We start from the raw sequence: 24,463 nt of genomic DNA on the forward strand, positions 1-24,463 counted from the left end.
CTCAGTTACTCGGCTGACCAGTCACGGCCGCCCCTGCCCCCGTCGCGATCTTCAGCGTGGCCCAGGCCTGCGCCGCTTCGTTCGTGGCCGAGGCCGCCGAGATCCTTGCAGCATTGGTATTCCGGTCGGTTTCCAGCAGGTTCAACAGCGTGATGGCACCGTTTCGATAATTCTCCTGTGCCAATGTCAGCGCCCGGCCGTAGTCGCTGGCGGCGGTTCGCAGCAGTTGCGCCCTCTGGCGCGCGCGGGTGAGGTTGGACTGTGCGACTTGGACATCCTCGACCGCTTCGTTGATCGAGGCCCGCCATGCGATCTCGGCCTGCCTTGCGACAGAGAGTTGCGCGTCACGGCTAGCTTTCAAGAGGCCCTGATTGAATACTGGAAGGGACAATTGCGGCCCGAAACTCCACGCATCTGTGGCGTCCGTACGGCCCACCGTTCCGGACAGGGACAAGGCCGGGTAAAGCGCGGCCTCGGCGACGCCCACGTTGGCCACGGCAGCGGCCAAATCGGCTTCGGCGCTGCGCACATCGGGCCTATTGCGAAGCAGGTCCGCCGGTACGCCGGTGCGCGCATCTCCGGGGCTGAAGAGTTGGGGGGCACCCTTTTGCATTTGTGCCTTGATCGGTCCCGCGGGTTCGTTCAGCAGTGTCGCGATGGCGTAGACACTTGCGTCAAACAGGGCGGCGAACTGCGGTAAATCGGCCCGCGCGGTCGAAAGCAAAGCCCGCGCTTCGGCCACTTCATATTCGGTGGCCGCGCCTGCATTGAACTGGCTTCGGGTGATGCTCACCGTCTCTTCGCGCGTGGCGATGGCGGTGCGCGTCAAGGCCATCGCCTCTTGATAATAGCGCGCGTCGGAATAGGCAGCGATAAGTTCGGCCAGCCATGCAAGACGAACGGTCTCTTCCTCCGCCCGGGCGGCAGTGAGAGAGGCGACAGCGGCCTCTCGCTCACGCCGGATACCACCGAAGAGATCAATCACCAGCGAGGCACCCAAAGACCCGCTTTCGACGGTGCTCGTACCGCTGGTGCCGTCGCCACCGGATGTGGTCACTGATCCGGTCAGCGATCCGTACGCCGCAGCATTTACCCCGGTTGTGCGCAACTCCGCTTGCGCTTGGCGTATGCGCTCACCCGCGGCAATCACATCAAGGTTCTGGGCAAGGCCGCGCGTGAGAAGATTTGTAAGGTTCGAATCCTTGTAGTTCAGCCACCACTGCTGAGTGGCTACCGCGCCGATCTGCTCTGCATTGCCACCGACAAACCGGGTTTCCATGGCCACTTCGGGGCGCTGGTAATCAGTGCCGACAGCACAGCCCGCAACGAGCAGACCCAGTACGAGATAGTAAGGTTTCACTGAGCTTTCTCCACTCGCTTACGGAAAATTTCTGTTGTTCGGATTACGGCGACGTAGAAGACTGGCACCATCACGATCCCGATGACCGCCGAAAAGATGATCCCGCCGAGCATCCCCGTCCCGATTGATTTTTGCGCATTGGCCCCTGCCCCAGAGGCGAGCACCAGCGGCATGATGCCAAAACCAAAGGCAAGGGAGGTCATTAGAATGGGACGCAGCCGCTGTCGCGCTGCCATGACGGTGGCTTCCAGCAATACTTTGCCTTCCGCCCGAAGGGATTCCGCGAACTCTACGATCAGAATGGCATTTCGCGCCGCAAGGCCGATCGTGGTAAGCAGACCTACCTTGAAATAGACGTCGTTCGACTGTCCGAAATACCACGTTGTCACCAGCGCCCCCAGAATGCCCACGGGCACCGAAAGCATCACCGCAAAGGGCACGGCCCAACTTTCGTAGAGGGCGGCGAGACAAAGGAAGACGACCAGCGCCGATATCGTATAGAGAATGGCTTCCTGATCGCCGGACAACCGTTCTTGATAGCTCAGCCCCGTCCAAGCCGAGGCATAAGATCCGTCCAGATCAGCGGTAAGCTGTTCCATCACCTCCATCGCATCGCCCGAACTGATGCCCGTTGCCGCTTCGCCGGAAAGCTCCAGTGCGCGGGTGCCGCCATAGCGCGACAGCTTGGGCGTGATGGTTTCCCATTCGCGGCTGACAAAGGCCGACAGTGGTACCATCTCCGCACTGTCGTTACGCACATACCAATGGTCGATGTCATCAGGCTGCATGCGCCAGTCTGCACCGCCCTGTACAATGACCTCGTGCAGGTTGTTGCCCAGAGGGAAGTCGTTGACATAGGTGCCAGAAAACACGGTCGCCAGCATGGTGTTCACGCTCGACAAAGACACGCCCAAAGCCTCGGCCTTCTGTTGGTCGATACGCAGCTTCAACGAAGGTTCTGTCGCAGCATCATTGCCGCGCAGGTTGGTCACGCGACCGTCAGCAAGCCCTGCCGCGACCAGTTTATCTGCGGCATCACTCAATGCTTCCTGACCCGCGCCCGACTGATCGACGAGGTACATTGCAAAGCCCGAAGACGTGCCAAGCCCCGGAATGGCAGGCGGTTGAAGGACAAAAATACTGCCTAGTCGGGACTGGAAGAACCTGCCATTGGCCCGCATCATCAGATCAGCCGCATCAAGCCCAGGACGCTCTTCGTAGTCCTTGAGCCTAATGAACATCATCCCGTAATTCTGACCAGACCCCCCGAAACTGTATCCGACATTGGCAAAGACGCCATCGACCATTTCGGTCTCTTCGGTCAGCAAATATTGCTCGATCTGTTCAATCGTGTGGGCTGTCTGCTGAACTGTCGATCCCTGAGGCAGTTCGATCATGGTCATAAGCACGCCCTGATCTTCGGTCGGCAGGAACGACGACGGCAGACGGTCGTAGACCCAATAGGCGCCAAATCCGACGAGCGCCAAGACAAACACCATACGGAAAGGCCGCATGGACAACTGCCCGACAAGCGAAGCATAGCCACCCGTCAGACGGTCAAGGCCGCCATTGAACCAGCGCAGCGGAAGCAGAGGCTTCTTGTCATGGTTCGGTTTGAGAAGCTGCGCACACATCGCAGGCGTGAGGATCAGGGCGACGAAAAGCGACAGCACCATCGCCGAAATGATCGTGACCGAGAACTGTTTGTAGATGACCCCCGTCGACCCATCCATGAAGGCCATCGGCAGGAACACAGCAGAAAGCACCATCACGATCCCGATGAGCGCCGAGGAAATCTCCCCCATGCTCTTTTCCGTGGCGGTGACGGCGTCCAACCCTTCTTCTTCCATCACCCGTTCGACGTTCTCGACAACAACAATCGCGTCATCGACCAACAGACCAATGGCCAAGACCAATGCGAACATGGAAAGGGTGTTGATTGACATGCCAAAGGCGGACAGCACGCCAAAGGTGCCCAGCAAGACCACCGGCACGGCGATGGTCGGGATGATCGTCGCCCGCCAGCTTTGCAAGAAAAGGAAGATGACAAGAAAGACGAGGACAATCGCCTCGATCAACGTTTCATAGACTTGGTCGATGGATTCCTCGACGAAGGGCGAGGTGTCATAGGGATATTCGACCACTACGCCCTCGGGCAACGCGGAAGAAAGATTGCCCACCACGTCCCGCACCGCTTCGGCGGTATCCACCGCATTGGCCCCGGTGGAAAGGTTCACCGCAAAGCCCGCCGCCGGATGACCATTAAAGCGGCTTACACTGCCGTAGTCCTCTTCGGCGAGTTCGATTGTGGCAACATCAGCAAGGTAAATGGCCGACCCGTCCGAGTTGGTCTTCAGCAGGATGTTCCGAAAGTCCTCAACCGTTTCAAGCTGGGACTGCGCCGACAGGGAGACCGTGAACTGCTGGCCTTTCACCACCGGCTGCTCACCCAGACTGCCGACCGTCACGTTTGTGTTCTGCTCGGATACGGCGGTGGTCACCTCCGAAGATGTCAGTTGATATTGGAACAGCTTTTCGGGGTTCAACCAAATGCGCATTGCGTATTCGGTGCCGAAAACATTGATCGACCCCACCCCCGCCGTGCGCTGTACCGGGTCTTCAATCGTGCTGCTCAGTAGGTCGCCCAGTTCAAGCGAGGTATAGCTGCCGTCTTCGCTGACAAGCGCCCCGACCATCAGGACCGAGTCGGTCGAGCGGGACACGGAAACGCCCTGGCTTGTCACGGTGTCAGGCAGCTGCGATTCGACCAGTTGCAGTTTGTTCTGGACCTGCACCTGCGCCATGTCAGGATCAATACTATCGTCAAAGGTCAGCGATACACTCGCCGCACCTTCGCTGGAGGATGAGGTCATATAGGTGAGCCCATCCAACCCCGTCAGCCCGTCCTCGATGACAGTGGTGACCGAATTCTCCACCGTTGCGGCCGAGGCCCCGGTATAGGTGGCGGAAATTCGAACGGTGGTGGGCGCGATATCAGGATACTGCGAGATCGGCAGACCCGTCATACTGAAAGCGCCCAGCAACATGGTGGCAATCGCCAGAACCCAAGCAAAAACAGGGCGGTGGATGAAGAAACGGGCCATAGATCAATCCTTCGCCGCGGGGGCAGCGATATCGCGAGAGACGCCAACCTCGTCGATCGTCACGGCCACGGGGCTGACCTCTTGCCCTGCGCGGACGGATGAAAGGCCGTCCACGACGAGCCGATCCCCATCGTTCAGCCCCTCACGCACGATCCATGCGTTCTGATAGGTACCGTCATCTTCGAGAGTCACCTGTTCGGCCTTGCCGTCTTCACCGATAACATAAGCAGTCAGTTTACCTGAGTTGCCACGCGTCGCTGCACGCTGCGGAACAAGGTAGGCTTGCATCGTGCCAAGCACGATTTCCCCCCGCACAAACATGCCGGGAAGGATAATGTGGTCAGGGTTGTCGAAGGTGAAACGGATGGTCACGGTTCCGGTGGAGGTCGAGACATTGTTGCCGGGTGTGACCAATTGCCCGGTACCGCGATAGATGTCGCCGTTCTCCAGCGTCAATGTCGCTTGAAGGGTGTCGTTTTGTTGCAGATCACCCTCGGCAATGGCGCGGCGCACCGACAAGATACGCGCACTTGCCTCCATCATATCCACATAGATCGGATCTGAGGTGACGATGCTCGTCAAAGCGTCGGCCTGCCCAGCCGTGACCAAATCCCCAACCGAAACGGTTGAAACATCCGCACGCCCGGCGATCGGGCTGGTCATCGTCGTCCACGACAGTTCGGTCTCGGCATATTCAACCGCCGCTTTGTTTGCATCAAGCGTGGCCTTTGCTTCGGCCAGACTGGCACGCGCCGCTTCGACCTCTGCCTCGGTGTAGCCGCGTCCGGAGAGTTGTTCGGCGCGGTCATAGGCCGCCTGCTTCACAGGCAGGTTGGCTTCGGCAGTGGCCAGATTGGCACGGGCTGTCGCGACAGCCGCGAGATAGGAGGCATCGTCGATCCGGAAAAGCGGATCCCCGACCTCAAGCAATTGTCCGGGCGTGTAGAGGATCTCTTTGACCACACCGCCGACACGCGGGCGCACTTCAACGTCTTGAAACGCAACGGCCCGGCCCGGCGTGGTCACAATGCGTGGGATTTCCTGCATCTGCATGTCGATCACACCTACTTCAAGCGGCCCCGCCGCGGGCATGCCATCGGGAGGGCCGCCCTGCGCGCTCGCCATTGTGGCAGCCCCCGCAAACGCAAGCGCTGCGCCAAACATCTTCCAAACGCCGATTTTCATGTGCTTCTCGATCCTTGACTATTCAGCAGGTTTGATGCCTTGTAGGCAGACGTTGCACAGTACGCAAGGAATTCAGACATGACAGTTTCGTTACGAGAGCGAAGACGACAGCAGACGGCGCGTGACATTCAGCTGGCGACGCTGAATCTGGCCGTTCAAAAAGGGTTAGAGAATGTGACGACCGAGGAGATCGCTGCGACAACTGGCATCAGCACGCGCACTTTCTTCAACTACTATACCAACAAGGAAACGGCTGCGGTTGGGGCCCCGCCCCCCTTTTCGGAGGCTGCGAAAGAAGCGTTACGCAGCGGAAACGGACCGCTTGCGGACGATCTCAAGATGTTCTTGGATCAACACTTCGCTGCGCTGACCAATGATGAACCTATTCTCAAGATGATCGGCACGGTTCTGCGTTCAAACGAAAGAGCGAGAGGTATTCTGCAAGGGTTCCTCATGATGGAGCGCAGAGAGCTTACAGAATGCCTGAGCCACCGCATCGAGCACTCCCAAGCCGCCGCCGCGCTCGCAAGCCACACTACCGAAGCAGTGGGCAGGGCGATCTTCCTCTGGGAGCACGGAGAAGGAATATCACTGAGTGCTGCCTTAGACACGATTTGGGAAGGAACAATCGCCGCGGCGGCCCTGTTGACGCCGCCGTCCTGATTTTTCCAAGCGTTACGTTCGGGCACTTCGGGCAAAGGGTTTAACTTTTGCGGCAACCCTTTGCCGAAGCTATTCTGGGTGCAGAATGCCGAACGATCAGGCGAAGGTTTCCGCCACTATTTCTTTCGCGAACCCGGCGTCCAACACCCCGCGGTTCAGCAAGCGATACCAGAACGCGCCATGTATCAAGGCCGACAGTGTCTCCACGTTCCGCCCCGACGAAAGCTCTCCGCGGTCCTGCGCCCGGCGGAGCACAGCGGTGATCAAAGCTCGTAGGGTGTCCCCGTCGATGCGCAAGTGTTCGAAAATACGGATCAGGAAATCTTCGAGCAAGGTCCGACAATCCTCTGCCCCGTCCCAAGAACGTTCGGCGGCATAGGTGTTGGTCCGCTCAAAAACGGCTTCGAGAACAAGGTAAGCCTTCGTATTCCAGCGGTTGTATAGCGTTTGGCGCGCCACGCCAGCCTGCTCGATGATTTCCGAAACCGAGACTTTCTCATAGCCAAGTTCCCGAACCAGACGTAGAGCCACAGCCTTCAATGCCGTGCTGGCGTCTTGATTTGCGGGCCGCCCGCTTGGCCTTTTGCCCGACAGGTACAGTTCCTGTTCATAGATGCAGAATAGTCCGTGATTGATCATCAGACTGCCGTCCACCAATTGCCAATAGACCGCCGTCTAATATTGTTGTCGGAGCCGATCTGTCACAGATCTCCCTTACCCCAAAACGGGCCTTTGCCGATACCGCCACCTTGGGCCTTTTGTCCCTCTTTCCCCCATTGGCCACCGATATGTACCTCGCCGCACTCGGTGAGCTCGCGGCCTCGATGAACGCCACCCATACGGCGGCTGAACTTTCGCTTTCGATTTTCTTCCTCGGCCTCTGTTTCGGGCAGATCCTCATTTGCCCATTGGCTGATACTGACCTGGGCGACACAATCGCGGCAACCAACAGACCTCGTGCAGCAAGCCCTTCTGATGGCTGTCTGGCGACGCAAACCTAAGCGACGCGTCCTGATCCACACGGATCAAGGCTTGACGAATATAGGAGCTTCAACGCGGTCGCTGAGAGCTTCTTCAACCTGCTCAAACGGGAACGCGACCGGCGTCGAACATATTAAACCCGCGAGCAGGCCAGACAGGACATCTTCGACTACATCGAAATGTTCTATATCCCGAAACGCAAACATGTCAGAAACGGTATGCTGTCGCCTGTCGACTTCGAAAACAGACAGGTCAATGTGAACCAAGAAGGTGTCTAGGAAACCAAGGGCCATGCACCTTAAGAGCAACTTTACACTTGCAGCAAATGACCGCTTCCCGCCGAAGATGTCGGTCGATACGAACGACCCAAAGCCGACATTTTCCCAAGTCCTTCGATGCGGCGGTTGCAGCACACATTGCCGACCTTTGCTGCAAGAGCAAAACGTGATGCGGGCCGAACTGACCCAACGCGGGGCAAAGCTGCCACGTAGCCACTTAAACTGGATCTCCTCTCCGGCACTCGGATGCTCGTGATGAGCCTGGCCTTGGTTGGTAGTTCAAATGGTTTCGGTTCCGCTGAGCGTCGCCTTGGCGGACCCGAAATGATCGGAAGCTATGGCTGGGGCTGAGGCAAACGGCGGGTGGGCCACCCTTACAAAGGCAGTGACAGTTGCACGGGTTTGAACAGCCGGTGGTCTTTGGTCGTGGCCTGCGCCCGCAGAACCACCATCGCAGCGGCGCGGGCGTCTTCGCCTGCGTCATGGTGGTGAAAGTCAAGGTTCAGCACCAGTTTCAGGTTGGCCAGACCGTGGCCGCCGTTGCCCTTCAATTCGGGCCAAGCCCTGCGCGCGATGCTCACGCTGTCGTGCCATGTCAGACGTGGTCGCGGAAGGCCCTGCGCTTTGCACGCGGCGTTGATCGCATATTCATCGAACCTGCTGTGCTGCACCATCGGGTGGCGTGACAGCAACGGCCAGATTTGGGGCCAGACCTGCGCAAAGCTTCCGGCACCGCGCACAGTCTCCGGCCCAATCCCGTGCAGGTCAACATTGAAGGGCGCGAACGGCATAAGCGGGTCGACATAGGTAGACCATGTAAGAATGCTGTCATCAAAGCCAACGCAGGCGATCCCGATCTGGCAAATACTGGCGCTGTCACCACAGGCGGTTTCGACATCCAGTGCAATGAACTGGAAATCACCTACGGGCAGAGGCAGCATCAATCCGGTGTTCCCCGAAGCCGGGCTTTCAACACAGCGATGAGCATGTCAGACGCCGCACGCAATTCCGCGACATCCCCTGTCAGACGGGAGTAAGACCAAATGCCCTGCACCGAGATCATGGTATAGCGCGCAAGCGCCTCGATTTCGGCATCACTCAATGAGCCATGATCCCCATTCTCATGGGACAGCACCTTGCGAAAGCCTGCTGTCAGGCGATCGCTATGCGCGCGCAGCTTTTGGCGGGTTTCCTGCGCATCTTCGGGGATCTGGGACAGCGTATTGCCCACAAGGCATCCCTTACCAAAGCCGCCCGAGTCCTCGAAACGCGCCAGAAGGTTATCGAAATACTTTTGAATGCCCTCGATTCCCGCGCCTTCGGCCTCGACCGGCGCAAAGGCTGGAGTGACGACGGTGTCCTGGTATCTGTCGAGACAGGCGTGGAACAGATCCTCCTTGCCGCCAAAATCGCTGTAGATTCCAGCTCGGCTCACGCCGGTTTCGCGCACCAGATCGCCCATGGAAACAACGTGGAAACCAGTCTTCCAGAACGTATTGAGCGCACTGTCCAACAGGTTTTCGCGGGATTGAGATTTCGCTCTTGGCATTTTTGACCTTGTTTCAGAATGATCGTTCTTCTACATCTTCCCCGACTCAAACACAAGCCCGAGGTACTCACATGACTACGTCTTTCCGCGACAAAAAGAAATTTGCCACCGTCCATGGTAAGCAGATGGCCTATATCGAAGAAGGGACCGGCGATCCGATTGTCTTCCTGCATGGCAACCCGATGTCGTCCTATCTGTGGCGCAATGTGATGCCCCACCTTGCAGGCAAGGGACGCTTGATCGCGCCAGACCTGATTGGCATGGGCGATAGTGACAAGCTCGATAATTCTGGCCCGGACAGCTATACCTTCGTCGAACACCGCAAATATCTGTTTGCTTTGCTTGAACAATTGGGCGTCACCGACAACGTCACACTGGTCATCCATGACTGGGGTTCCGGCTTGGGTTTCCATTGGGCGCACACACATCCCGAGGCCGTCAAAGGCATTGCCTTCATGGAAGCAATCGTCGAAACCCGCGATAGCTGGGACCAGTTTCCCGACCGCGCCCGCGAAATGTTCCAAGCCCTACGCTCGCCTGCTGGCGAGGAGATGGTTCTCGAAAAGAACCTCTTTGTCGAAGCGCTGGTTCCCGGTTCCATCCTGCGGGATTTGACCGAAGAAGAAATGAACGAATACCGTCGCCCCTTTGCCAACGCGGGCGAAGATCGCCGCCCCACTTTGACATGGCCGCGCCAGATCCCGATTGAAGGGCAGCCAGCGGATGTGACCGAAATCGTCGATGCCTATGTCGACTGGCTCGGCAAGACATCAATACCCAAGCTCTTCGTCAATGCGGACCCCGGCGTGTTGATCACTGGGGCGGTACGGGACCGTGTGCGCAGCTGGCCGAACATCACCGAAGTGACTGTGCCCGGATTGCACTTCATTCAGGAAGACTCCCCTGACGAGATCGGTGCAGCCGTCCGTGATTGGCACGCCAACCTGTAACCCACACCAGAAGCGCCGCGCGCGGATCCCAATCGACCGCCGCAACAGTCGGCTTTCAAGGCAATGGCTCGGATGAGCCTGCAGCGGCGGCCGAGCTTGCCGCTGCAACTCTCTCGGCTGATTTGCCAAAATCATCCGCAGTTTTTTCCAAATAACTGAACGACACGAAGGGCCACCGGCATGTTCAAAAAATTTATCATCGGCACTGCGTTGCTGAACTTTCTCTTTGCGCCAATGATCATCGGGCAGGCTGTGCAAATGCCCAACCCCGCGAATTTCGTGTTTTCCTTCACGCTTGCGGGGTTTTTCATCATGGCCGCATCATTGTTGGTCTGGGCAACCCGCGATCTTGTCGCGCGCGCAGCCGTTGTGTTCTGGAGCGCTATATCGCGTTTGGCTGCAATCACGGCTGTGCTCTACGCCGTGCCAAACGGGTTGGCTGATCCGTCGCAATACGCCTTTGTATTGTTCGACGGCTTGGTCAGTTTGATCTATATCGTTGGGTCTCTTCGCGTCACAGGTCGTTCGGTGCTCGATTTCCTGCTGTGGCGGATCGCATGAGACCTGATTTCTCAGGTGCCATATTGGTTCATCATCATATCAACCGATTGGTCAATCATGGCGTCCATTTCGTCAGGACTGACCAAGGGCGCCCCCAACATGAACGGCCAAAAAGCCTTGCCCTTCAACAACGATATGAACTCTTCTGCCGCTTGTCGGGGGTTTGGGATGGTCAGCACCCCGTCGGCGGCGGCCTCTTTGAACAACTGTTCAAATGACGCCGTATAGTCGACTTCATTCTGGATTTCCCTGACAAGTTCCGGATCCCGCAGGATCTCAGTCATCAACATCTTGTTGGCGTTCATGACTTCGGGCGACGTGTAAAGTCGCGCCTGCGCGCGGCCCATCTCAATCAGTTGCTCTCGGATATCCATGCCGGGCTGGTAGCTGACCTTCAGGTTGTCCGCGATGACCCTCCACTGGCGCAGCATCAGGGTTTGGAAGAGCACTTCCTTGCTTTCAAAATACCGATACACGGTGCGCTTGGACGCACCGGCCCGCTTGGAGATTCGGTCCATGCTGGCCGCAAGGAACCCATTCTCGCAGAATTCATCAAACGCGCCTTGCAGGATCGAGTCACGTTTATCTACCGAATTTTCAGCCACTTCACTCATTCTGTCGGTCTACACACCACATCCAGGAATTGCCAATTTTTTCGGCTCGGTAAACTTGCGGGTTTACCTGCGGCTCTTTACGCCATATAAGTACACCGACCAGTTTACCCACATTCCAATCGTATCGCCAGATGGAGATTGACCATGACTATCAAGCTAAAGATTAACGGGGCCGAACGCTCTGTCGAAGCAGAACCGGGCACACCATTGCTGTGGGTGATCCGGGACGAACTGAAGCTGACCGGCACCAAATTCGGCTGCGGCGTCGCGTCGTGCGGCGCTTGCACCGTGCATGTCGACGGCGAACCGACCCGGTCGTGCCAGACCTATATCGAAGACGTCGAGGGTGCCGAGGTTTCCACCATCGAAGCGATTGGCGACGACAAGATCGGCGCTGCCGTACAGCAAGCCTGGAAAGAGCTCGACGTGGTGCAATGCGGGTACTGTCAGTCTGGTCAGATCATGTCTGCGGTGGGCCTGTTGAAAGAAACGCCAAAGCCAACGCTGGATGAGATTGACGACTACATGGACGGCAATGCCTGTCGCTGTGCCACCTATCAACGTATCCGCGCCGGTATCCAGCGCGCCTCAGAAATCGTGGAGGGCTAAGCCATGACCATCAACACATCCCGCCGCAGTTTCCTCAAAGGTGCAGGTGCGGCCGTTGCAGTTCTGGCCGTTGGCATTGACCCCAAGGGCGCGCTTGCCGCTTCGACGTCGGAGGCTGGCACAGCCATTACGCCCTTCGTAAAAATCTATGCCGATGGTACGGTTGCAGCCGTCATCAAGCACTTTGAAGGCGGGCAAGGCACCTCTACGGGCCTGTCCACGCTGATCGCGGAAGAGCTGAACATGGAGCTTAGCGATATCACCTTCGAAATGGCCCCGTCGGATACCGCCGTTTACAACAACCTGTTCTTTGGCGCGCTGCAAGGCACGGGCGGATCGACCGCGATGGCCAATTCGTTCATGCAATATCGCACCGCAGGCGCGGCCGCGCGTGACGTATTGTTGCAAGCCGCGGCCAAGGATTGGGACGTGGACACCTCTGAGCTGACACTTGCCAATGGCGTCATTTCAGGCGCGGGCAAAGAGGGCCAGATCGGTGAGTTTATCTCCACCGCTGCGCAAATCGCGGTGCCGGCCGAGCCCGTCCTGAAGGCCCCCGAAGACTGGACCCAGATCGGCAACACCCAAAAAGCGCGCCGCGACAGCCATGACAAGGTTAACGGCGAAGGCATCTATGGCATGGATATCCAACTGGATAACCAGATGGTTGCCGCAATCAAACGCATTCCGCAATACGGCGCGACTGTTGCCTCGTTCGACGATAGTCTCGCCAAGGACGTCACGGGATTTATCATGGCCAAGGCCCTGCCCAACGGTGCGGGCGTGGTGGCCTACGCCGAAAACACCTGGGCCGCGTTTCAAGCGCGCGACGCGATCGAAGTTGAGTGGGATTTGAGCAAGGCCGAAACCCGCAGCAGCGACGAGATCAAGCAACAGCTACTGGCGGCTGTGAACACTGATCCGCAGTGGCAGGCATCCGAGACGACGTTGGATGCAGCGACGGAAGCGCTGCAAGGTGCCGCCCAAGTCGTAGAGCGCGAATTCTTCCTGCCAATGCTGGCCCACGCAACGATGGAGCCCCTGTCGGCCACCATCGCGGCCACCGAAGACGGCGGCGTGATCATGTATGACGGCGCGCAGGGTCCAACCATGAACCACGCCACAATGCACCAGATCCTTGGCATCCCGATGGACAAGATTCAGGTCAAAACCCTTTATGCAGGCGGGTTCTTTGGCCGTCGCTTCAACGCGGGTGCGGACTATATCGTAGAAACGACACTGGCCTTTTCGATGACCGACCAGACCCGCCCGGTAAAGCTGGTCTGGTCCCGCGAAGATGACCTGTCTGGCGGCTGGTACCGCCCGGCCTATGCGCACAAGGTACGTGTGGGTCTGGACGATGCGGGCAAGATTGTTGGCTGGGATCACCGCGTGGCGGGTCAATCCATTGCAAAAGATGGGCCGTTTGACGCTTTCTATGTCAAAGACGGTGTGGACATTTCTTCGGTGGAAGGGACGGCAGAAAATCCCTATGCGATCCCCGGAATGCACATCGGCTTGACGGACGCGGCCCCGGCAACAACCGTTAACTATTGGCGCTCCGTCGGTCACAGCCATAACGCCTATGTCATGGAAACCATGATGGATGTGGCCGCCGCCGCAGCCGGTCAGGATCCCGTCAGCTTCCGTCTTGCGTATTTGCCCGGCGACACAGCCGATCAAAAACGCAAAGCTGACGTCCTTAAACTGGCTGCCGAGAACGCCGGGTTTGGCAAGCCGTTGCCGGACGGGCATTTCCACGGTGTGGCTGTGCACAAATCCTTTGGTACCTACTGTGCGCAGATCTGCGAAATATCGATCGACGAAGATGACTATGTTCAGATCGAGAAATACACCGCAGCCGTCGACTGTGGCGTGGCAGTGAATCCCGATGTCATCAAAGCCCAGGTCGAAGGGGCGATCGGCTTTGGCGTCGGTCACATCATGCGCGATCAGATCACGCTGGATGGCGGCGTCGTAGTGCAGCAAAACTTCCCCGACTACGAACCGCTGCGGATGCGCGACATCAAGGCCATCGAGGTGCATATCGTCAAGACAAACGAAGCACCCTCAGGCATTGGCGAGCCGGGCACACCGCCGGCGGGTCCAGCGCTCGCCAACGCAATCGCAGCCTCGGGGCGTGATCTGGTGACACACCTGCCGATGATCGAAAACGGTGTGGATTTCGCCTGACGACCCTTTAGACCGCCGCAGCCATAGGGGTGCGGCGGTCTATCAATACCGGCTCCACAACCTTGCACGCGACACTGCGCCCCGCGCGGTTCAGAGTTCGGTCTACCGGCTGGCCATAATTGCGGTGCCACTGAGTGCCTGCTTCTGGCTGTATTTCAATGGCGGCTTCCAGAATACTCTACCATAGAAGCGCAATTGCAGCGAACTTCCGCAATCCGCCCTACCTACCGCAAGACGTAAGCGCCCCATAAGAGACGTTCGTCACTGCAATCGGTGCCGCACTGACCAATGACGGGATCCAAGAGCTGCCGGAAATGATCCGCGCCGCTCGCATCACCGATAAAACATGGCATCCTTCGCGCATCGTTCTCGGAAGGGCTGGCACTATCGAACCTACTTAGCAGCATCATTTCGAAAGGCGACCATACAACCCCTTATTTTCCGTAATAGCAGGCTCGGAAACCGTAGCGCTTCCTGTAGCAAAGCAAGCCTCTCCAAGGGAAGAAAGCCGCGACATACCCTTATTTACTCGGGCCAATCAGCTATATTCAGAGATTTAAATGGTGCCCAGGGGCGGAATCGAACCACCGACACGAGGATTTTCAATTAGCCTTGTGCTCGGCGCGCTCTATTTCAGGTCTGCTCAACCCGTCACCTAGCCGATTGACAACTTTGTTCTTTTTGATTGGCAGACCGTCTCGCTACGTTTCACGCTGGAGCATTCAAGCTCACCGCTCCTGCTACCCTAATGATACCCCGAGTTGATAATACATATTGGTTGCAAGCTGACCTGCCACGGAACTCTCATCCAGCTGTGACTTGAGCCCGATTGATGTTTACGCCGATTGGCGCAGGTTGAGCAATCGCCCGACACGCGGAGCTTTCATCTCGCGTAGCGGGGCGGGCGATTGCGGTGGTCAGGGTCCGCGCGTAGTCGGCCGGGGTCTGGTAATTCAAGGCCGAATGTGGGCGTTCGGTGTTGTAGTCGGCGGCCCATGCGGGGATCACGACGCGGGCATGTGCCAGGTTGCGGAACATGGTCTCGTTAAGTAGCTCGTCGCGCATCCGCCCGTTAAAGCTTTCGACGAAGCCGTTCTGCATGGGCTTGCCCGGCGCGATGTAGTGCCATTCGATCCGGTGCTCGGAACACCAGCGCAGGATCGCGTTACTGGTTAGTTCGGTCCCATTATCGCTGACAATCATGCCAGGCTTTCCGCGCCGCTCGATCAAGGCCGTCAGCTCGCGTGCCACACGCCGTCCCGAAATCGAGGTATCCGGGATTGCCGCTAAGCACTCCCGGGTGACATCGTCGACCACGTTGAGCACCCGGAAGCGCTGGCCGCTGGCGAATTGGTCGTGGACGAAATCCAATGACCAACGTGCGTTCGGCCGTGCTTCGACCAAGATTGGCGCCCGTGTCCCGACAGCCTTGCGTCGGGCCTTTCGCTTGTGCACCGCCAGCCCTTCCTCGCGGTAAAGCCGATAGATCCGGTTGATCCCCGAGGGCTCGCCCTCGCGGCGCAGCAGCACGAAGAGCCGCCGATAACCGAACCGTCGACGCTCGTTGGCCAGATCCCGCAACCGACCGCGTAGAACCGTGTCCGGCGCACGCTTAGCCTGGTAGCGGACCATCTTGCGGTCCGCCCCGGCAATCCGGCACGCCCGCCGTTCCGATAGCCCGAGAAGGGCCTTCAGATGCGCGACCGCCTCGCGCTTCACGGCAGGCGTCACCACTTTTTTGAAACCAGTTCCTTCATTGCAGCCAGATCGAGCATCTGCTCGGCCAGCAGCTTCTTCAGCTTGGCGTTCTCATCCTCAAGCGTCTTCAGCCGCTTGGCCTCAGACACCGTCATGCCGCCGAATTTGGCCTTCCAGTTATAAAAGGTGCCTTCCGACATGCCGTGCTTGCGGCACAGGTCCGCGCATTTTGCGCCTGCTTCGTGCTCGCCAAGGATGCCGATGATCTGTTCGTCCGTGAATCTCGTTCGCTTCATTGTCCGTCCTCAAGTTGGGCCGGACTCTAATCGACGGTGGAGGAAAAATCCCGTGGCAGGTCAAAGCCGCTATCCCTCTCCAGCAAGACGAGCTTCTTCCTCTTCAACCTTGGTTCCCAAATACAGTTCTGGATGTTCACAAAACTCGGGTGTTTCAGCTAAAGCACGGAACAATGCGACGCGCCAGTCGTTTCGATGGAATGATCTGGCAAGGTTGACTGCACTTGCGCTCAGGTACTCACTAAGCCGTTGTGCGCTTCCTGTACCAAATAGGAGCATTCCTGTGCGTTGTTCATTGAGAAACTTGTTGATCTGCTTCCGATACCTCGCGTTTAGCTTCAAGCGATCCAATTGGAACTGCAGTTTGCCCGCTAAACCTGCGTCAATGCCCGCGGGGTCAATTCGAAAAGCGACCGAAAGCACCTCGCCTTCAAATAGGACATCAGCCATCAAAAAATCTATGTTGGGAAGCTCTTGAAAATAAGGGTGTATTAATCCGGGGCCGTGTGCTGGCCCAAGCCCCGGCACTACCGTGCGCTTTGCATTATTGCAGGGCCCGCAACATGGAATGAGGTTGTTGGGGTAGATGGCAAGCTCGCCATATACGCTTCTGGGCAAATAATGGTCCAGTTGGCTTGGCTCACCAAAGCCGCAAAAGGGGCATTCGTCTGCCGAGGCAAGCAGCTTTTCCCTCAAGCCTTCGAGCCTACCACGGATTTGCACCTGCCCATAAGCGTTGTGCAACGCGGGTCTCGCACCGTCTAAAGTGGCCGGGGTCAGGTCTGGATGCGGTTGGCCAAGCATTTCTTGATAAAGATCATATACAATATGAATGGCTTGGCGTTCTTGATCGCTTAGATCATAGACTTTGTCGCCATTCAGGAAAGTCAATGCGCGATCAAGTGCCTCGTCTAGGCCGTCAGTTTCCTGATCTCCCATTACCCACATCAGTCGTCCCTTTGCGCGATATCGCTCAATACAAAGGCTCTTGCCTGCAGGCTAAGACCTCTATCGAAGAGTGCTTCAATTTCTTCCAATGAGAGCCCTTGCTGCACTAGAGATGACAAAACTGAATGAAAATCGGTTGTATCTGAGGTAAGGCCGAAAACTTCGTTTGTTATCTCACCGATACTCTCGCCATATGTCTCAATCTTTGGGCGATGAATGGTCGTTTCGTCCCCTGTTCGACGAACCACAGCGGTGTGCCGACGAAGTGTTTCTTGAGCCACCACAGGCGAATGGGTTGCCACGACCGCAAATGCGTCATTGCGTCGAAGGATTAAGCGAATTGCGTTCATCAGCGCCGCGAGCAGGGGTGGATGAAGGTGGCTCTCAGGCTCGTCGATCAGAACAATAGATTTTGGTTCGGTGTACGCAACGATGGCCGCCGTGGCGTGCATGACGATTTTGTGGCCAGTACTCCAAATCTGAAACCACTCCACAGGATTCTCCATGACAGAGGCACCGGGGTCGGTGCCAAGGTCCAAGAAGGAAGGGTCAGAGGCCAGAATACTGCAAACCTCTGAAAACAGCTCTTCCCGGCCCATCTCACGAATTCGTTTGACCGTTCGATCAAACTCTACTGTTAGCTCTTCACCTGATTTGAATAGAACAGTTTCTTGCCGATCAGGTCCCAAAGGCTGAATTGGCCTGCCGTCGATATCACCTACACCCTCGCTGCGACGTACCTCGGCTGCAATGTCACGCAAGCCACAATAATGATATCGCCCACTTCCTCTTTCTAAATCCTCAACGATTTGCTTTCTCTCACGATAGTCAATGCCGGGCAGCTGAAAAGCGTCAAATGCGCTGTAAGCGATGTTCACTACTCTTGTGAACCCAACACCCTCAGGTGAAATTTTTCCAAGCTCTGAAAGATGCTTACCAGCACGGTCTCGTTGAGAAGCATGCAAGATTCGAGCCAGCCTCGACAGCAATGTGCTTTTTCCCGAGCCATTGCGACCGATGATCACAGCTAACCGCTCTGGAAGCGAGGAATCTTGACCGGGCATGAAGATTGGTGCCCTTGGTGATTGAAAGTCTAGCAGTAGTGGATCGCGCCAACCCTCCACTTGAAACTCAAGTGTCAACCCCAACTGCGCGACGCGATTGTAGTCTCGCTCAAGCAAAACAGCAGCATCGCGCTGAAAGCTTTCCCAGTCGACAAAGCGCAGTAACGACGTTTTCCAACCTTCCTCTTCAAAGAAAGAAGCAGCGTATTCCGGATATGCAAGCGCATCACGTAAGTGGAGCAAAATCTCGGCGCGGACCTGCTCGGGCAACTCAGCGAGCCGCTCATAGTAGTCAAGGTCTTGACCCAGTGAGACCCAATCCTCATCAAGTGGATCAAGGTCGCCGACCCTTAGTTGAAGAGTGTCACTTGACGTTTGGCCGCGTTTTAGGATTTTGACAGGTCCTATGCGCCCGCTGAACTCCGGTATGTCAACGTACAAATGGTATTGGGTCTGGAAGCTAAAATCGTTCCACGCGTCTTGCTGTAGTGCCGCTCCGGAAAAATCAGACGGCTCGGAACGAGATGGCGAAAATACTGAAAACTTAATCATCAAATTCGTGTTTGCGGTGTTTATGCGTGGATGGAGGCACCCTAGCGTTGTAGTGAGATTTTCTTACAGGCGCCAGCGTCATTAAGTTGACTTCTGGCAACTAGGGCACGTTTGAACTTGAAACCTTGCAGTATCGACATAGGAGAACCTTTCACTTGTGACGGCCCAAACAGCCTCGCGACCGAGGGTGTTTGCCTTGTCACTTCTGGATTTGAAAGCAAACTAACGCTGTCACCGAATTTGGAGCCAACATGAGTACAAGGCTAACTACCGCAATCAAAATCGCTGACTCCGCGAATGCCGTACTACAAAGGGTTAACAGCTTTGACTTCGAAACAGCCCGTTCTTGCAAAGGTTGGGATTTAAAAGCCCACATAGGGATCGATCCTATGCTCCTTGCCCTCGCGATGGAGTTGGCTTTGAAAGCTTGGTATGTGTTTGATCACGACACAACCAAAGTAATCCGATCACACAACTTGGCCAAGCTTTTTGTCGGGTTGAAGCCAGAAAGCCAAAACAAGTTGGACACAGCATTTCGGCGATCAGTTGCACTTAATCACCCTATTCTTTTTGATACCGAATACGGCATTCTTGATGTCTTGGAACATCATGCGGAAGCGTTCGTTGATTGGCGATACCTGTACGAAAACCAAAAAACGTTGTCATTCAATCAAAGCGAGTTTGTTGCCACTCTTGAAATGGTGCTTCAAGAATTCAGGAAGAGATACCGCGTTGAACGGATTGAACCTCCATGGGACCGCCTAAAATGAACGCCTTGAAGAACAAGCCCTTCAATAAACAGCCACGTTTCGCGCGGTTGTTGGGATAATCTTTCTTCCATAGTGGGGTGTACTCAATTTTCCCTCTCAAACCGGCACATCGCATTTAGGATTGTCCCTGACGTGAGAATTCCGGGTCTCTTATCATGGTTTCATGACACAGAAACTTACTACAAAATTCATCGAAACCAAAAAGCCCGATCCTGCCAAGCGTGTTGACTATCGTGACACAGTGGTTCCCGGTTTGGTCCTTCGCGTGAACAAGTCCGGCACCAAGACGTTCAGCTTTCACAAGCGAATAAACGGAAAAATGAAGCGTTTGACCATCGGAAAATTCGGACCGTTTTCCCTGACTGACGCTCGGGAACGAGCGCGGCAAATACTCTACGAAGTTGAAACGGGCCGTTTTGAACAGAACACTGGCATCGAGGTCGATACCAAGCCGACTTTGAGCGAAGTGATCCCGGATTACATTGAGAAATACGCCAAAGTTCACAACCGAGATAGCGACCGCAAGGCAGCACAGCTTGCCAAATTTACAGATTTACTCGACATGCGAATAAACGAGATAAAACGCGCAGATGTGGTGAAAGCATGCGACGAGATCCAGAAATCTGCACCAATCGGCGTGAACCGCGCATTGGCCCATCTCAAGCATCTAATGGGCTGGTGCGTAGAGCGGAGCTTGATCGAAGTTTCACCCATTGCCGGGATGAAGCCACGCGCCAAGGAACAGCCTCGCAATCGTGTATTGAACGACGAGGAGCTAGGCGCTCTTTGGGCAGCCTGTAACGCTGAAGGTTACCCTTTTGGGGATTGCATGAAGCTTCTAGCCCTCAGCGGCCAGAGACGCGCCGAGGTTGCCGAGATGCGCTGGTCGGAACTCGACCTTGAAAAACGCCTTTGGACCTTACCTGCCGAACGGGCCAAGAATGGGAGGCAACACACAATCCCGATCACGGATGCCATGTTTGATGTTTTGCGCAGGGTGCCCCCTTTCCTAGGCTCAGATTATGTCTTCACGACGAAAGGTGTCACGCCGATCTCAGGGTTCGGTCGCTTGAAAGAACGGCTCGATCATGCATTACCCGAAGGCACTGAACCGTGGCACATCCATGACTTGCGTCGCACGATGTCCACCAACATGGCTCAAATAGGTATTCCGCAAGCTGTGACCGAGGCGCTGTTGAACCACAAGACGGGTGTAGTCTCAGGCGTGGCTGCTATCTACAATGTCTATTCATACGCGGACGAGAAGCGCGAGGCGCTGGACAAGTGGAATGAGCATATCGAAAAAATCACAACGCCCAAGAATGCTCAACAAGTTGAAAGGCGATATCACGCCTGAACGCTGGGCTGGATACGCGAGCAAGAAGTTCCCACCAGGCCACAATCCGTGGTCCGAAATTTATACCAACGATGCGGCGGTCGCAATCGCAGAGACTATACGCCTTGAGAGTCCAGCCGGCATTGAAGAGCTTCGGCTTCAACTTGCTGCAACCGCCGAATACCTCCTGTCCGTTTTCGACTTCGCGGGCGGTGCCGCGACACCGGCACAAAAACTCGCTTGGGCCGCAAAGATCGATGATTTGTCCCGCCGTTTGATGGCAGGATTGGCCAACTCTGACGACCTATTGTCATCTGTGGTTGTCCGCCCCGAAAATGGACAGTCCTCCCGTTTTGTACCGGCTTCGGAAATGCGAAAACGCGTCGAGGAAACCGAAGACGCAGTGTCGAACCTATTGCAGCTAGTTCAAGCAGTCAGCGGCGTGCCGAAAGATGTGGGGGCAGCAACGGCTCATTCAGAAACGATGCAGGCAGTTGTCAACGGAATGACCGAAGTCTTCATCGATATTCGGGGCCTTGAGCATGTGAAACGCTCCGCATCGTACGGCCATATCGATGGCGAATATCCTGAGTTCATTCGGGCGTCGGCGCGCCCGCTCCTCACTGCCTATTACTCAAAGTTCGCTAAAGACCCCACTAGGTTCGAAAACCTAAACAGGCAAATTCAAACAGCGGTTTCCGATTATCGTCTAGACGACTGAACAGAACATCTCATTTTGCCTTGTTTTTATTCATAGCATTGAAATGACAAGCTAAAATTCTCGCACCACTACTGTCTCAGGAACCGGTTTCTTTCAGCAACGAAAGGTAAAATCATGACAGACAGTATGGCGAACAAGATGCTTGTCACCCGCGAAGACCTGAAGCGCATGGGCATCAACGTTTCGAATACCACGAAACTGCGCTGGGAGGCCCAAGGGCGCTTTCCCCGTCGCATCAGAATGGGCGGGACCACCGTCGCATGGCTCATGTCAGAGATCGAAGACTGGCTTGCCGAACGCGCCGAGGAGCGCACCCGAACCCACTACGCTGAGTACTGATTGGGGGCTTTCCAGCCCCTCTTCTCCCATTAGAAAATCGAAGGAAACACCATGCGACAACAATTTCGCGTGTCAAAACAGATGCGCTCTCGAAATACACTAACCGCCGCAAAGGCTCAGATCGCCGCCGGGCGAAACGTGATTCTGACATACGGCATTGGCGAGGGCGGACGATGCTCGTGCAAGCGTGACGACTGCCCTTCACCCGGCAAGCACCCCTTGTCGAATTTCTTTCCGAACGGTGTGAATAGCGCGACCGATGATATCGCGCTGGTACAAAAAGCATTGCGACGGCATCCCAATGCAAACCTCGCGATATCTCTCGCTGGATTGACAGTCGTTGACGTTGACGGCGATGAAGGGCGTGCCGCCGTGAAGCAGCTTGACCTTCCAGATACGGTCAAGGTCTTCACCGGACGCGGCTATCACTTGTACTTCAAGGGCGAGATAGCTGAGGGCACCTTCAAGGGAGAAAAAGTCGACGTATTGACCGCCGGCAACAAAATGCTGATGGTTCCGCCCAGCACCCATCCCTCGGGCAAGCTATATCGCTACTCCACGCGGTGTTCCTCACAAATTGCAACCCTGCCGAAACACCTGAGCAGTCTCAAACCCAAGCGAACGGAGCAACGGCAAGAACGCTCACAAACAGGGTCAACAGACCTTGTCATCAAGAGTGGTAGCCGAAACGATTTCTTCTTTCGTACCGCCTGCTTTTTGCGCCGGAGGTTCGACCATGAAGATGCCGTTGAGGCGATGCTGGAGGCGTTGAACGATGACTTCACGGAGACTCCATTGTCACCGGGTGAGTTGCGCTCAGTCATCCAAAGCAGCGGGAATTATGTCGAGGATACTTCGGCGCTGTTCGGGCCACCAAAGACGACGGAACCGCTGCCGATGGAATTTCTCTATTACCCGTACATCCCGTATTTCGGCGTGACCCTTCTCGCGGGCAATCCCGGCATGGGAAAATCGCTTTTGGTCACCAAGCTGATCGCAGCCGTGACTTCTGGCGGCCCATGGCCGCTTTCCGATGAATGTGCTCCGAAGGGCAAGGTGCTCATGCTGTCTGCTGAGGACAATTGGCAAAGGGTGACATTGCCAAGACTGTTGGAGAGCGGAGCGGACATCAGCAAAATCCGAGTCATGACTAGATTCAAAATCCTGTCGCCGGAAAACCTCGAAGCAATGGCGCGCTACATCAAGCAGGAGAGGCCCAAGCTGGTCGTGATCGACACGCTGACCGCCTATATGGGAAGCGGGCGTGACATGAACCGGCAAAATGAAGTCGGAGAATTTTTGGGGCGTTTGACGGAAATCGCCGAGGATGCCGGGTGTGCGGTGCTGGCCATTGGTCATCTGAATAAACAATCGGCAGAACACCCCCTGTACCGAATTGTCGGATCCATCGGTTTCGCCGCAAGCATTCGATCAGCGTTGTTTTACGGCACAGACCCAACTGACCGTTCACGTTTCGCACTGGCGCATGGCAAGGCTAATGCCAGCGAGCTTGGCAAGACCATCATATTCGAGCGTTTCGGTGGCGGGCGTGACGGGACGCCGGTCCTGCACCCAGTCGAGTTCTCAGATGCGAACGAGGCCGAGGTTTGCAGGGTCGAGACAAATTCGGTCGGCAGGCCCGCGTCCGCCACCGACGCCGCGCGAGAGTTCATACTCGAATTTCTTTCCGATCAGCCGGTAAGGTGGGAGAAGGTCGAAAGCGCTGTGAAAAGCCGCAGCCTTGCATCTGTTGGAACCTTGAACGCCCTTCGGGCCGAGATGGCGAAGACCAGCGAAATCGAGCAGGTCGGCAAAGGAAAAAGCGCCCTGTGGAAGCTTGGCAAATCCCGGCCCGATGAGTGATCGTTATAATAATTCGTGTACAATAATTTTTATATCGAATGAGAGGCGGGCTTCGGCCTGTCTTTCGCCTTTCCGGTAGTCGAGGACACGATTGGGCCGTTGAGCGGCTAGAGGCCAAAAATCTCGGAAGTATGCATGACCACTTGTCTGTACGGGATGCACGCGCTGTTAAAAAAAACACCTCCCCCCACACCCCTCGCCAGCACCTCATTGGGTGTCCGGCAGACCCGCCTAGGGCGACCCGTTGACTACGTATCAGTCTGTCGGGTGCGAGCCGGAGCCGAATTGATCAACCATTTCAAGCAGTCCGCATAGTGGCTAGGTTTCGCCACCGCCCGCTGGGTATCATACGGGTAGCAATCGAGGTGGTTGGTCATTCTTGAACCCAGCCCTTGCGGTGAAAGTGGCGCAACACGATGGATCGGTTGTAGAGCGGGAACCCGATCCAGAGGCCGTTCAGGGTGATGAACGACAAGATCGCCCAAAACCACATACCCTTGAACAGATAGTAGAATGGCCCGAATAGCAGGCACCACAGCCTATGCCAGTTACCGAGAATGACCTTGGTTTCGCCGTTGAAGTTCCACTTCGCGCTGATGGCCATTTTCAAATTCCTCCGTGGAAAGTTGGTTGATGTAATCTCGATAAGAAAGTTGCGGAGTCCGGTCAGGTGAAACCCTGCGGGGCTGTGTAGAGGCCGCGTGAGTGCTGATGACAGGTGTTCACACCCAACACCCTGCGGACGGGTCGGGATAGCTCCTCAGTGCGCCACACAGCACCTCCGGCAAGTATTCGCAGGGTTTGATCGAAAAGTGCTCGAGCTGGCACT

Annotated in this window: 22 protein-coding genes and 1 pseudogene; 12 read left to right on the top strand and 11 right to left on the bottom strand. The window is 56.2% G+C overall.

Annotation, left to right across the window (positions count from 1 at the left end; genetic code table 11):
• Position 1: 1 nt before the first annotated feature.
• From IV89_RS13600 to IV89_RS13610, 3 genes are read right to left on the bottom strand one after another with little or no spacing between them, the layout of a single operon-like run.
• Positions 2 to 1,360, bottom strand: a complete 1,359-nt coding sequence (locus IV89_RS13600) for an efflux transporter outer membrane subunit (RefSeq protein WP_037943432.1) — start codon at positions 1,358 to 1,360, stop codon at positions 2 to 4.
• A complete protein-coding gene (locus IV89_RS13605) occupies positions 1,357 to 4,464 on the bottom strand; it encodes an efflux RND transporter permease subunit (RefSeq protein WP_037943430.1) in 3,108 nt (1,035 codons plus the stop codon). The genes IV89_RS13600 and IV89_RS13605 overlap by 4 nt, the downstream gene beginning before the upstream one ends.
• A 3-nt stretch (positions 4,465 to 4,467) precedes the next feature.
• Positions 4,468 to 5,649, bottom strand: a complete 1,182-nt coding sequence (locus IV89_RS13610; RefSeq protein WP_037943428.1) for an efflux RND transporter periplasmic adaptor subunit — start codon at positions 5,647 to 5,649, stop codon at positions 4,468 to 4,470.
• A gap of 78 nt (positions 5,650 to 5,727) precedes the next feature.
• Between IV89_RS13610 and IV89_RS13615 the strand changes: the two genes are divergently transcribed.
• Positions 5,728 to 6,312, top strand: a complete 585-nt coding sequence (locus tag IV89_RS13615; RefSeq protein ID WP_051843908.1) for a TetR/AcrR family transcriptional regulator — start codon at positions 5,728 to 5,730, stop codon at positions 6,310 to 6,312.
• 96 nt (positions 6,313 to 6,408) lie between these two features.
• Here the strand turns inward: IV89_RS13615 and IV89_RS13620 are convergent, their stop codons facing one another.
• The gene (locus IV89_RS13620; protein ID WP_235183750.1) at positions 6,409 to 6,951 is read right to left on the bottom strand and encodes a TetR/AcrR family transcriptional regulator; all 543 of its coding nucleotides are present in this window, start codon (positions 6,949 to 6,951) and stop codon (positions 6,409 to 6,411) included.
• Between the two features lie 149 nt (positions 6,952 to 7,100).
• Between IV89_RS13620 and IV89_RS13625 the strand changes: the two genes are divergently transcribed.
• Positions 7,101 to 7,313: a hypothetical protein gene (locus IV89_RS13625; protein WP_235183749.1), complete on the top strand. Its 213-nt coding sequence runs from the start codon at positions 7,101 to 7,103 to the stop codon at positions 7,311 to 7,313.
• A pseudogene (locus IV89_RS13630) lies at positions 7,237 to 7,571 on the top strand (IS3 family transposase); the annotation flags it as partial. The gene IV89_RS13625 and the pseudogene IV89_RS13630, both read left to right, overlap by 77 nt.
• Positions 7,572 to 7,945: 374 nt before the next feature.
• Here IV89_RS13630 and IV89_RS13635 read toward each other — a convergent pair.
• Both IV89_RS13635 and IV89_RS13640 read right to left on the bottom strand, forming a co-directional pair.
• Positions 7,946 to 8,512 (bottom strand): 3'-5' exonuclease, encoded by a 567-nt coding sequence (locus IV89_RS13635; protein ID WP_037943423.1) that lies wholly within the window; start codon positions 8,510 to 8,512, stop codon positions 7,946 to 7,948.
• Positions 8,512 to 9,120, bottom strand: a complete 609-nt coding sequence (locus IV89_RS13640; protein ID WP_037943421.1) for a TetR/AcrR family transcriptional regulator — start codon at positions 9,118 to 9,120, stop codon at positions 8,512 to 8,514. The genes IV89_RS13635 and IV89_RS13640 overlap by 1 nt, the downstream gene beginning before the upstream one ends.
• A gap of 71 nt (positions 9,121 to 9,191) precedes the next feature.
• Here IV89_RS13640 and IV89_RS13645 point away from each other — a divergent pair, with 71 nt between their 5' ends.
• Entirely contained in the window at positions 9,192 to 10,070 is an 879-nt protein-coding gene (locus IV89_RS13645) for a haloalkane dehalogenase (protein WP_037943419.1), read from the top strand.
• 180 nt (positions 10,071 to 10,250) lie between these two features.
• Positions 10,251 to 10,631: a hypothetical protein gene (locus IV89_RS13650; protein ID WP_037943412.1), complete on the top strand. Its 381-nt coding sequence runs from the start codon at positions 10,251 to 10,253 to the stop codon at positions 10,629 to 10,631.
• An 11-nt stretch (positions 10,632 to 10,642) separates the two neighbouring features.
• Here the strand turns inward: IV89_RS13650 and IV89_RS13655 are convergent, their stop codons facing one another.
• Positions 10,643 to 11,245 (bottom strand): TetR/AcrR family transcriptional regulator, encoded by a 603-nt coding sequence (locus IV89_RS13655; RefSeq protein WP_081858773.1) that lies wholly within the window; start codon positions 11,243 to 11,245, stop codon positions 10,643 to 10,645.
• Positions 11,246 to 11,389: 144 nt separating this feature from the next.
• Between IV89_RS13655 and IV89_RS13660 the strand changes: the two genes are divergently transcribed.
• Both IV89_RS13660 and IV89_RS13665 read left to right on the top strand, forming a co-directional pair.
• Positions 11,390 to 11,854 carry a (2Fe-2S)-binding protein gene (locus tag IV89_RS13660; protein ID WP_037943408.1) on the top strand — a complete coding sequence of 155 codons (465 nt, stop codon included), beginning with the start codon at positions 11,390 to 11,392 and terminating at the stop codon, positions 11,852 to 11,854.
• A gap of 3 nt (positions 11,855 to 11,857) precedes the next feature.
• On the top strand, positions 11,858 to 14,047 hold the full coding sequence (locus IV89_RS13665; protein WP_037943406.1) for a molybdopterin cofactor-binding domain-containing protein: 2,190 nt from the start codon (positions 11,858 to 11,860) through the stop codon (positions 14,045 to 14,047).
• A gap of 804 nt (positions 14,048 to 14,851) precedes the next feature.
• Here IV89_RS13665 and IV89_RS13670 read toward each other — a convergent pair.
• The 3 genes from IV89_RS13670 to IV89_RS13680 all read right to left on the bottom strand — a co-directional run bounded on the left by IV89_RS13670 (position 14,852) and on the right by IV89_RS13680 (position 18,605).
• A protein-coding gene (locus tag IV89_RS13670; protein ID WP_107277669.1) for an IS3 family transposase occupies positions 14,852 to 16,041 on the bottom strand; the annotation gives its coding sequence in 2 pieces (ribosomal slippage) (positions 14,852 to 15,789 and positions 15,789 to 16,041; 1,191 coding nt in all).
• 69 nt (positions 16,042 to 16,110) lie between these two features.
• Positions 16,111 to 16,989, bottom strand: a complete 879-nt coding sequence (locus IV89_RS13675) for an HNH endonuclease signature motif containing protein (protein WP_037943401.1) — start codon at positions 16,987 to 16,989, stop codon at positions 16,111 to 16,113.
• Complete coding sequence (locus IV89_RS13680; RefSeq protein ID WP_051843904.1) at positions 16,989 to 18,605, bottom strand: AAA family ATPase; 1,617 nt, start codon at positions 18,603 to 18,605, stop codon at positions 16,989 to 16,991. Before IV89_RS13680 ends, IV89_RS13675 begins: the two co-directional genes overlap by 1 nt.
• A gap of 251 nt (positions 18,606 to 18,856) precedes the next feature.
• Here IV89_RS13680 and IV89_RS13685 point away from each other — a divergent pair, with 251 nt between their 5' ends.
• The 5 genes from IV89_RS13685 (at position 18,857) to IV89_RS13705 (ending at position 23,634) form a co-directional block, all read left to right on the top strand.
• The gene (locus tag IV89_RS13685; protein ID WP_037943400.1) at positions 18,857 to 19,375 is read left to right on the top strand and encodes a hypothetical protein; all 519 of its coding nucleotides are present in this window, start codon (positions 18,857 to 18,859) and stop codon (positions 19,373 to 19,375) included.
• A gap of 163 nt (positions 19,376 to 19,538) precedes the next feature.
• A complete protein-coding gene (locus tag IV89_RS13690) occupies positions 19,539 to 20,732 on the top strand; it encodes a site-specific integrase (RefSeq protein ID WP_037943399.1) in 1,194 nt (397 codons plus the stop codon).
• Positions 20,665 to 21,432, top strand: coding sequence for a hypothetical protein (locus IV89_RS13695; RefSeq protein WP_146152944.1), 768 nt, complete (start codon positions 20,665 to 20,667; stop codon positions 21,430 to 21,432). The genes IV89_RS13690 and IV89_RS13695 overlap by 68 nt, the downstream gene beginning before the upstream one ends.
• A gap of 114 nt (positions 21,433 to 21,546) precedes the next feature.
• Positions 21,547 to 21,771, top strand: coding sequence for an AlpA family phage regulatory protein (locus tag IV89_RS13700; RefSeq protein WP_037943397.1), 225 nt, complete (start codon positions 21,547 to 21,549; stop codon positions 21,769 to 21,771).
• Between the two features lie 51 nt (positions 21,772 to 21,822).
• The gene (locus IV89_RS13705; protein ID WP_051843903.1) at positions 21,823 to 23,634 is read left to right on the top strand and encodes an AAA family ATPase; all 1,812 of its coding nucleotides are present in this window, start codon (positions 21,823 to 21,825) and stop codon (positions 23,632 to 23,634) included.
• 373 nt (positions 23,635 to 24,007) lie between these two features.
• Here IV89_RS13705 and IV89_RS13710 read toward each other — a convergent pair whose 3' ends face one another.
• Entirely contained in the window at positions 24,008 to 24,238 is a 231-nt protein-coding gene (locus IV89_RS13710) for a hypothetical protein (protein WP_037943396.1), read from the bottom strand.
• Positions 24,239 to 24,463: the final 225 nt, after the last annotated feature.

It is taken from the genome of Sulfitobacter sp. CB2047 (assembly GCF_000735125.2).
Taxonomy (GTDB): domain Bacteria; phylum Pseudomonadota; class Alphaproteobacteria; order Rhodobacterales; family Rhodobacteraceae; genus Sulfitobacter; species Sulfitobacter pontiacus.

Coding starts and splice junctions, on each gene's coding strand:
- IV89_RS13620 (WP_235183750.1), bottom strand. CDS start 6,951: ATGATCAATCACGGACTATTCTGCATCTATGAACAGGAACTGTACCTG.
- IV89_RS13690 (WP_037943399.1), top strand. CDS start 19,539: ATGACACAGAAACTTACTACAAAATTCATCGAAACCAAAAAGCCCGAT.
- IV89_RS13665 (WP_037943406.1), top strand. CDS start 11,858: ATGACCATCAACACATCCCGCCGCAGTTTCCTCAAAGGTGCAGGTGCG.
- IV89_RS13680 (WP_051843904.1), bottom strand. CDS start 18,605: ATGATTAAGTTTTCAGTATTTTCGCCATCTCGTTCCGAGCCGTCTGAT.
- IV89_RS13705 (WP_051843903.1), top strand. CDS start 21,823: ATGCGACAACAATTTCGCGTGTCAAAACAGATGCGCTCTCGAAATACA.
- IV89_RS13645 (WP_037943419.1), top strand. CDS start 9,192: ATGACTACGTCTTTCCGCGACAAAAAGAAATTTGCCACCGTCCATGGT.
- IV89_RS13710 (WP_037943396.1), bottom strand. CDS start 24,238: ATGGCCATCAGCGCGAAGTGGAACTTCAACGGCGAAACCAAGGTCATT.
- IV89_RS13655 (WP_081858773.1), bottom strand. CDS start 11,245: ATGAGTGAAGTGGCTGAAAATTCGGTAGATAAACGTGACTCGATCCTG.
- IV89_RS13625 (WP_235183749.1), top strand. CDS start 7,101: ATGTACCTCGCCGCACTCGGTGAGCTCGCGGCCTCGATGAACGCCACC.
- IV89_RS13610 (WP_037943428.1), bottom strand. CDS start 5,649: ATGAAAATCGGCGTTTGGAAGATGTTTGGCGCAGCGCTTGCGTTTGCG.
- IV89_RS13660 (WP_037943408.1), top strand. CDS start 11,390: ATGACTATCAAGCTAAAGATTAACGGGGCCGAACGCTCTGTCGAAGCA.
- IV89_RS13685 (WP_037943400.1), top strand. CDS start 18,857: ATGAGTACAAGGCTAACTACCGCAATCAAAATCGCTGACTCCGCGAAT.
- IV89_RS13640 (WP_037943421.1), bottom strand. CDS start 9,120: ATGCCAAGAGCGAAATCTCAATCCCGCGAAAACCTGTTGGACAGTGCG.
- IV89_RS13675 (WP_037943401.1), bottom strand. CDS start 16,989: ATGTGGGTAATGGGAGATCAGGAAACTGACGGCCTAGACGAGGCACTT.
- IV89_RS13615 (WP_051843908.1), top strand. CDS start 5,728: ATGACAGTTTCGTTACGAGAGCGAAGACGACAGCAGACGGCGCGTGAC.
- IV89_RS13650 (WP_037943412.1), top strand. CDS start 10,251: ATGTTCAAAAAATTTATCATCGGCACTGCGTTGCTGAACTTTCTCTTT.
- IV89_RS13695 (WP_146152944.1), top strand. CDS start 20,665: ATGAGCATATCGAAAAAATCACAACGCCCAAGAATGCTCAACAAGTTG.
- IV89_RS13635 (WP_037943423.1), bottom strand. CDS start 8,512: ATGCTGCCTCTGCCCGTAGGTGATTTCCAGTTCATTGCACTGGATGTC.
- IV89_RS13700 (WP_037943397.1), top strand. CDS start 21,547: ATGACAGACAGTATGGCGAACAAGATGCTTGTCACCCGCGAAGACCTG.
- IV89_RS13605 (WP_037943430.1), bottom strand. CDS start 4,464: ATGGCCCGTTTCTTCATCCACCGCCCTGTTTTTGCTTGGGTTCTGGCG.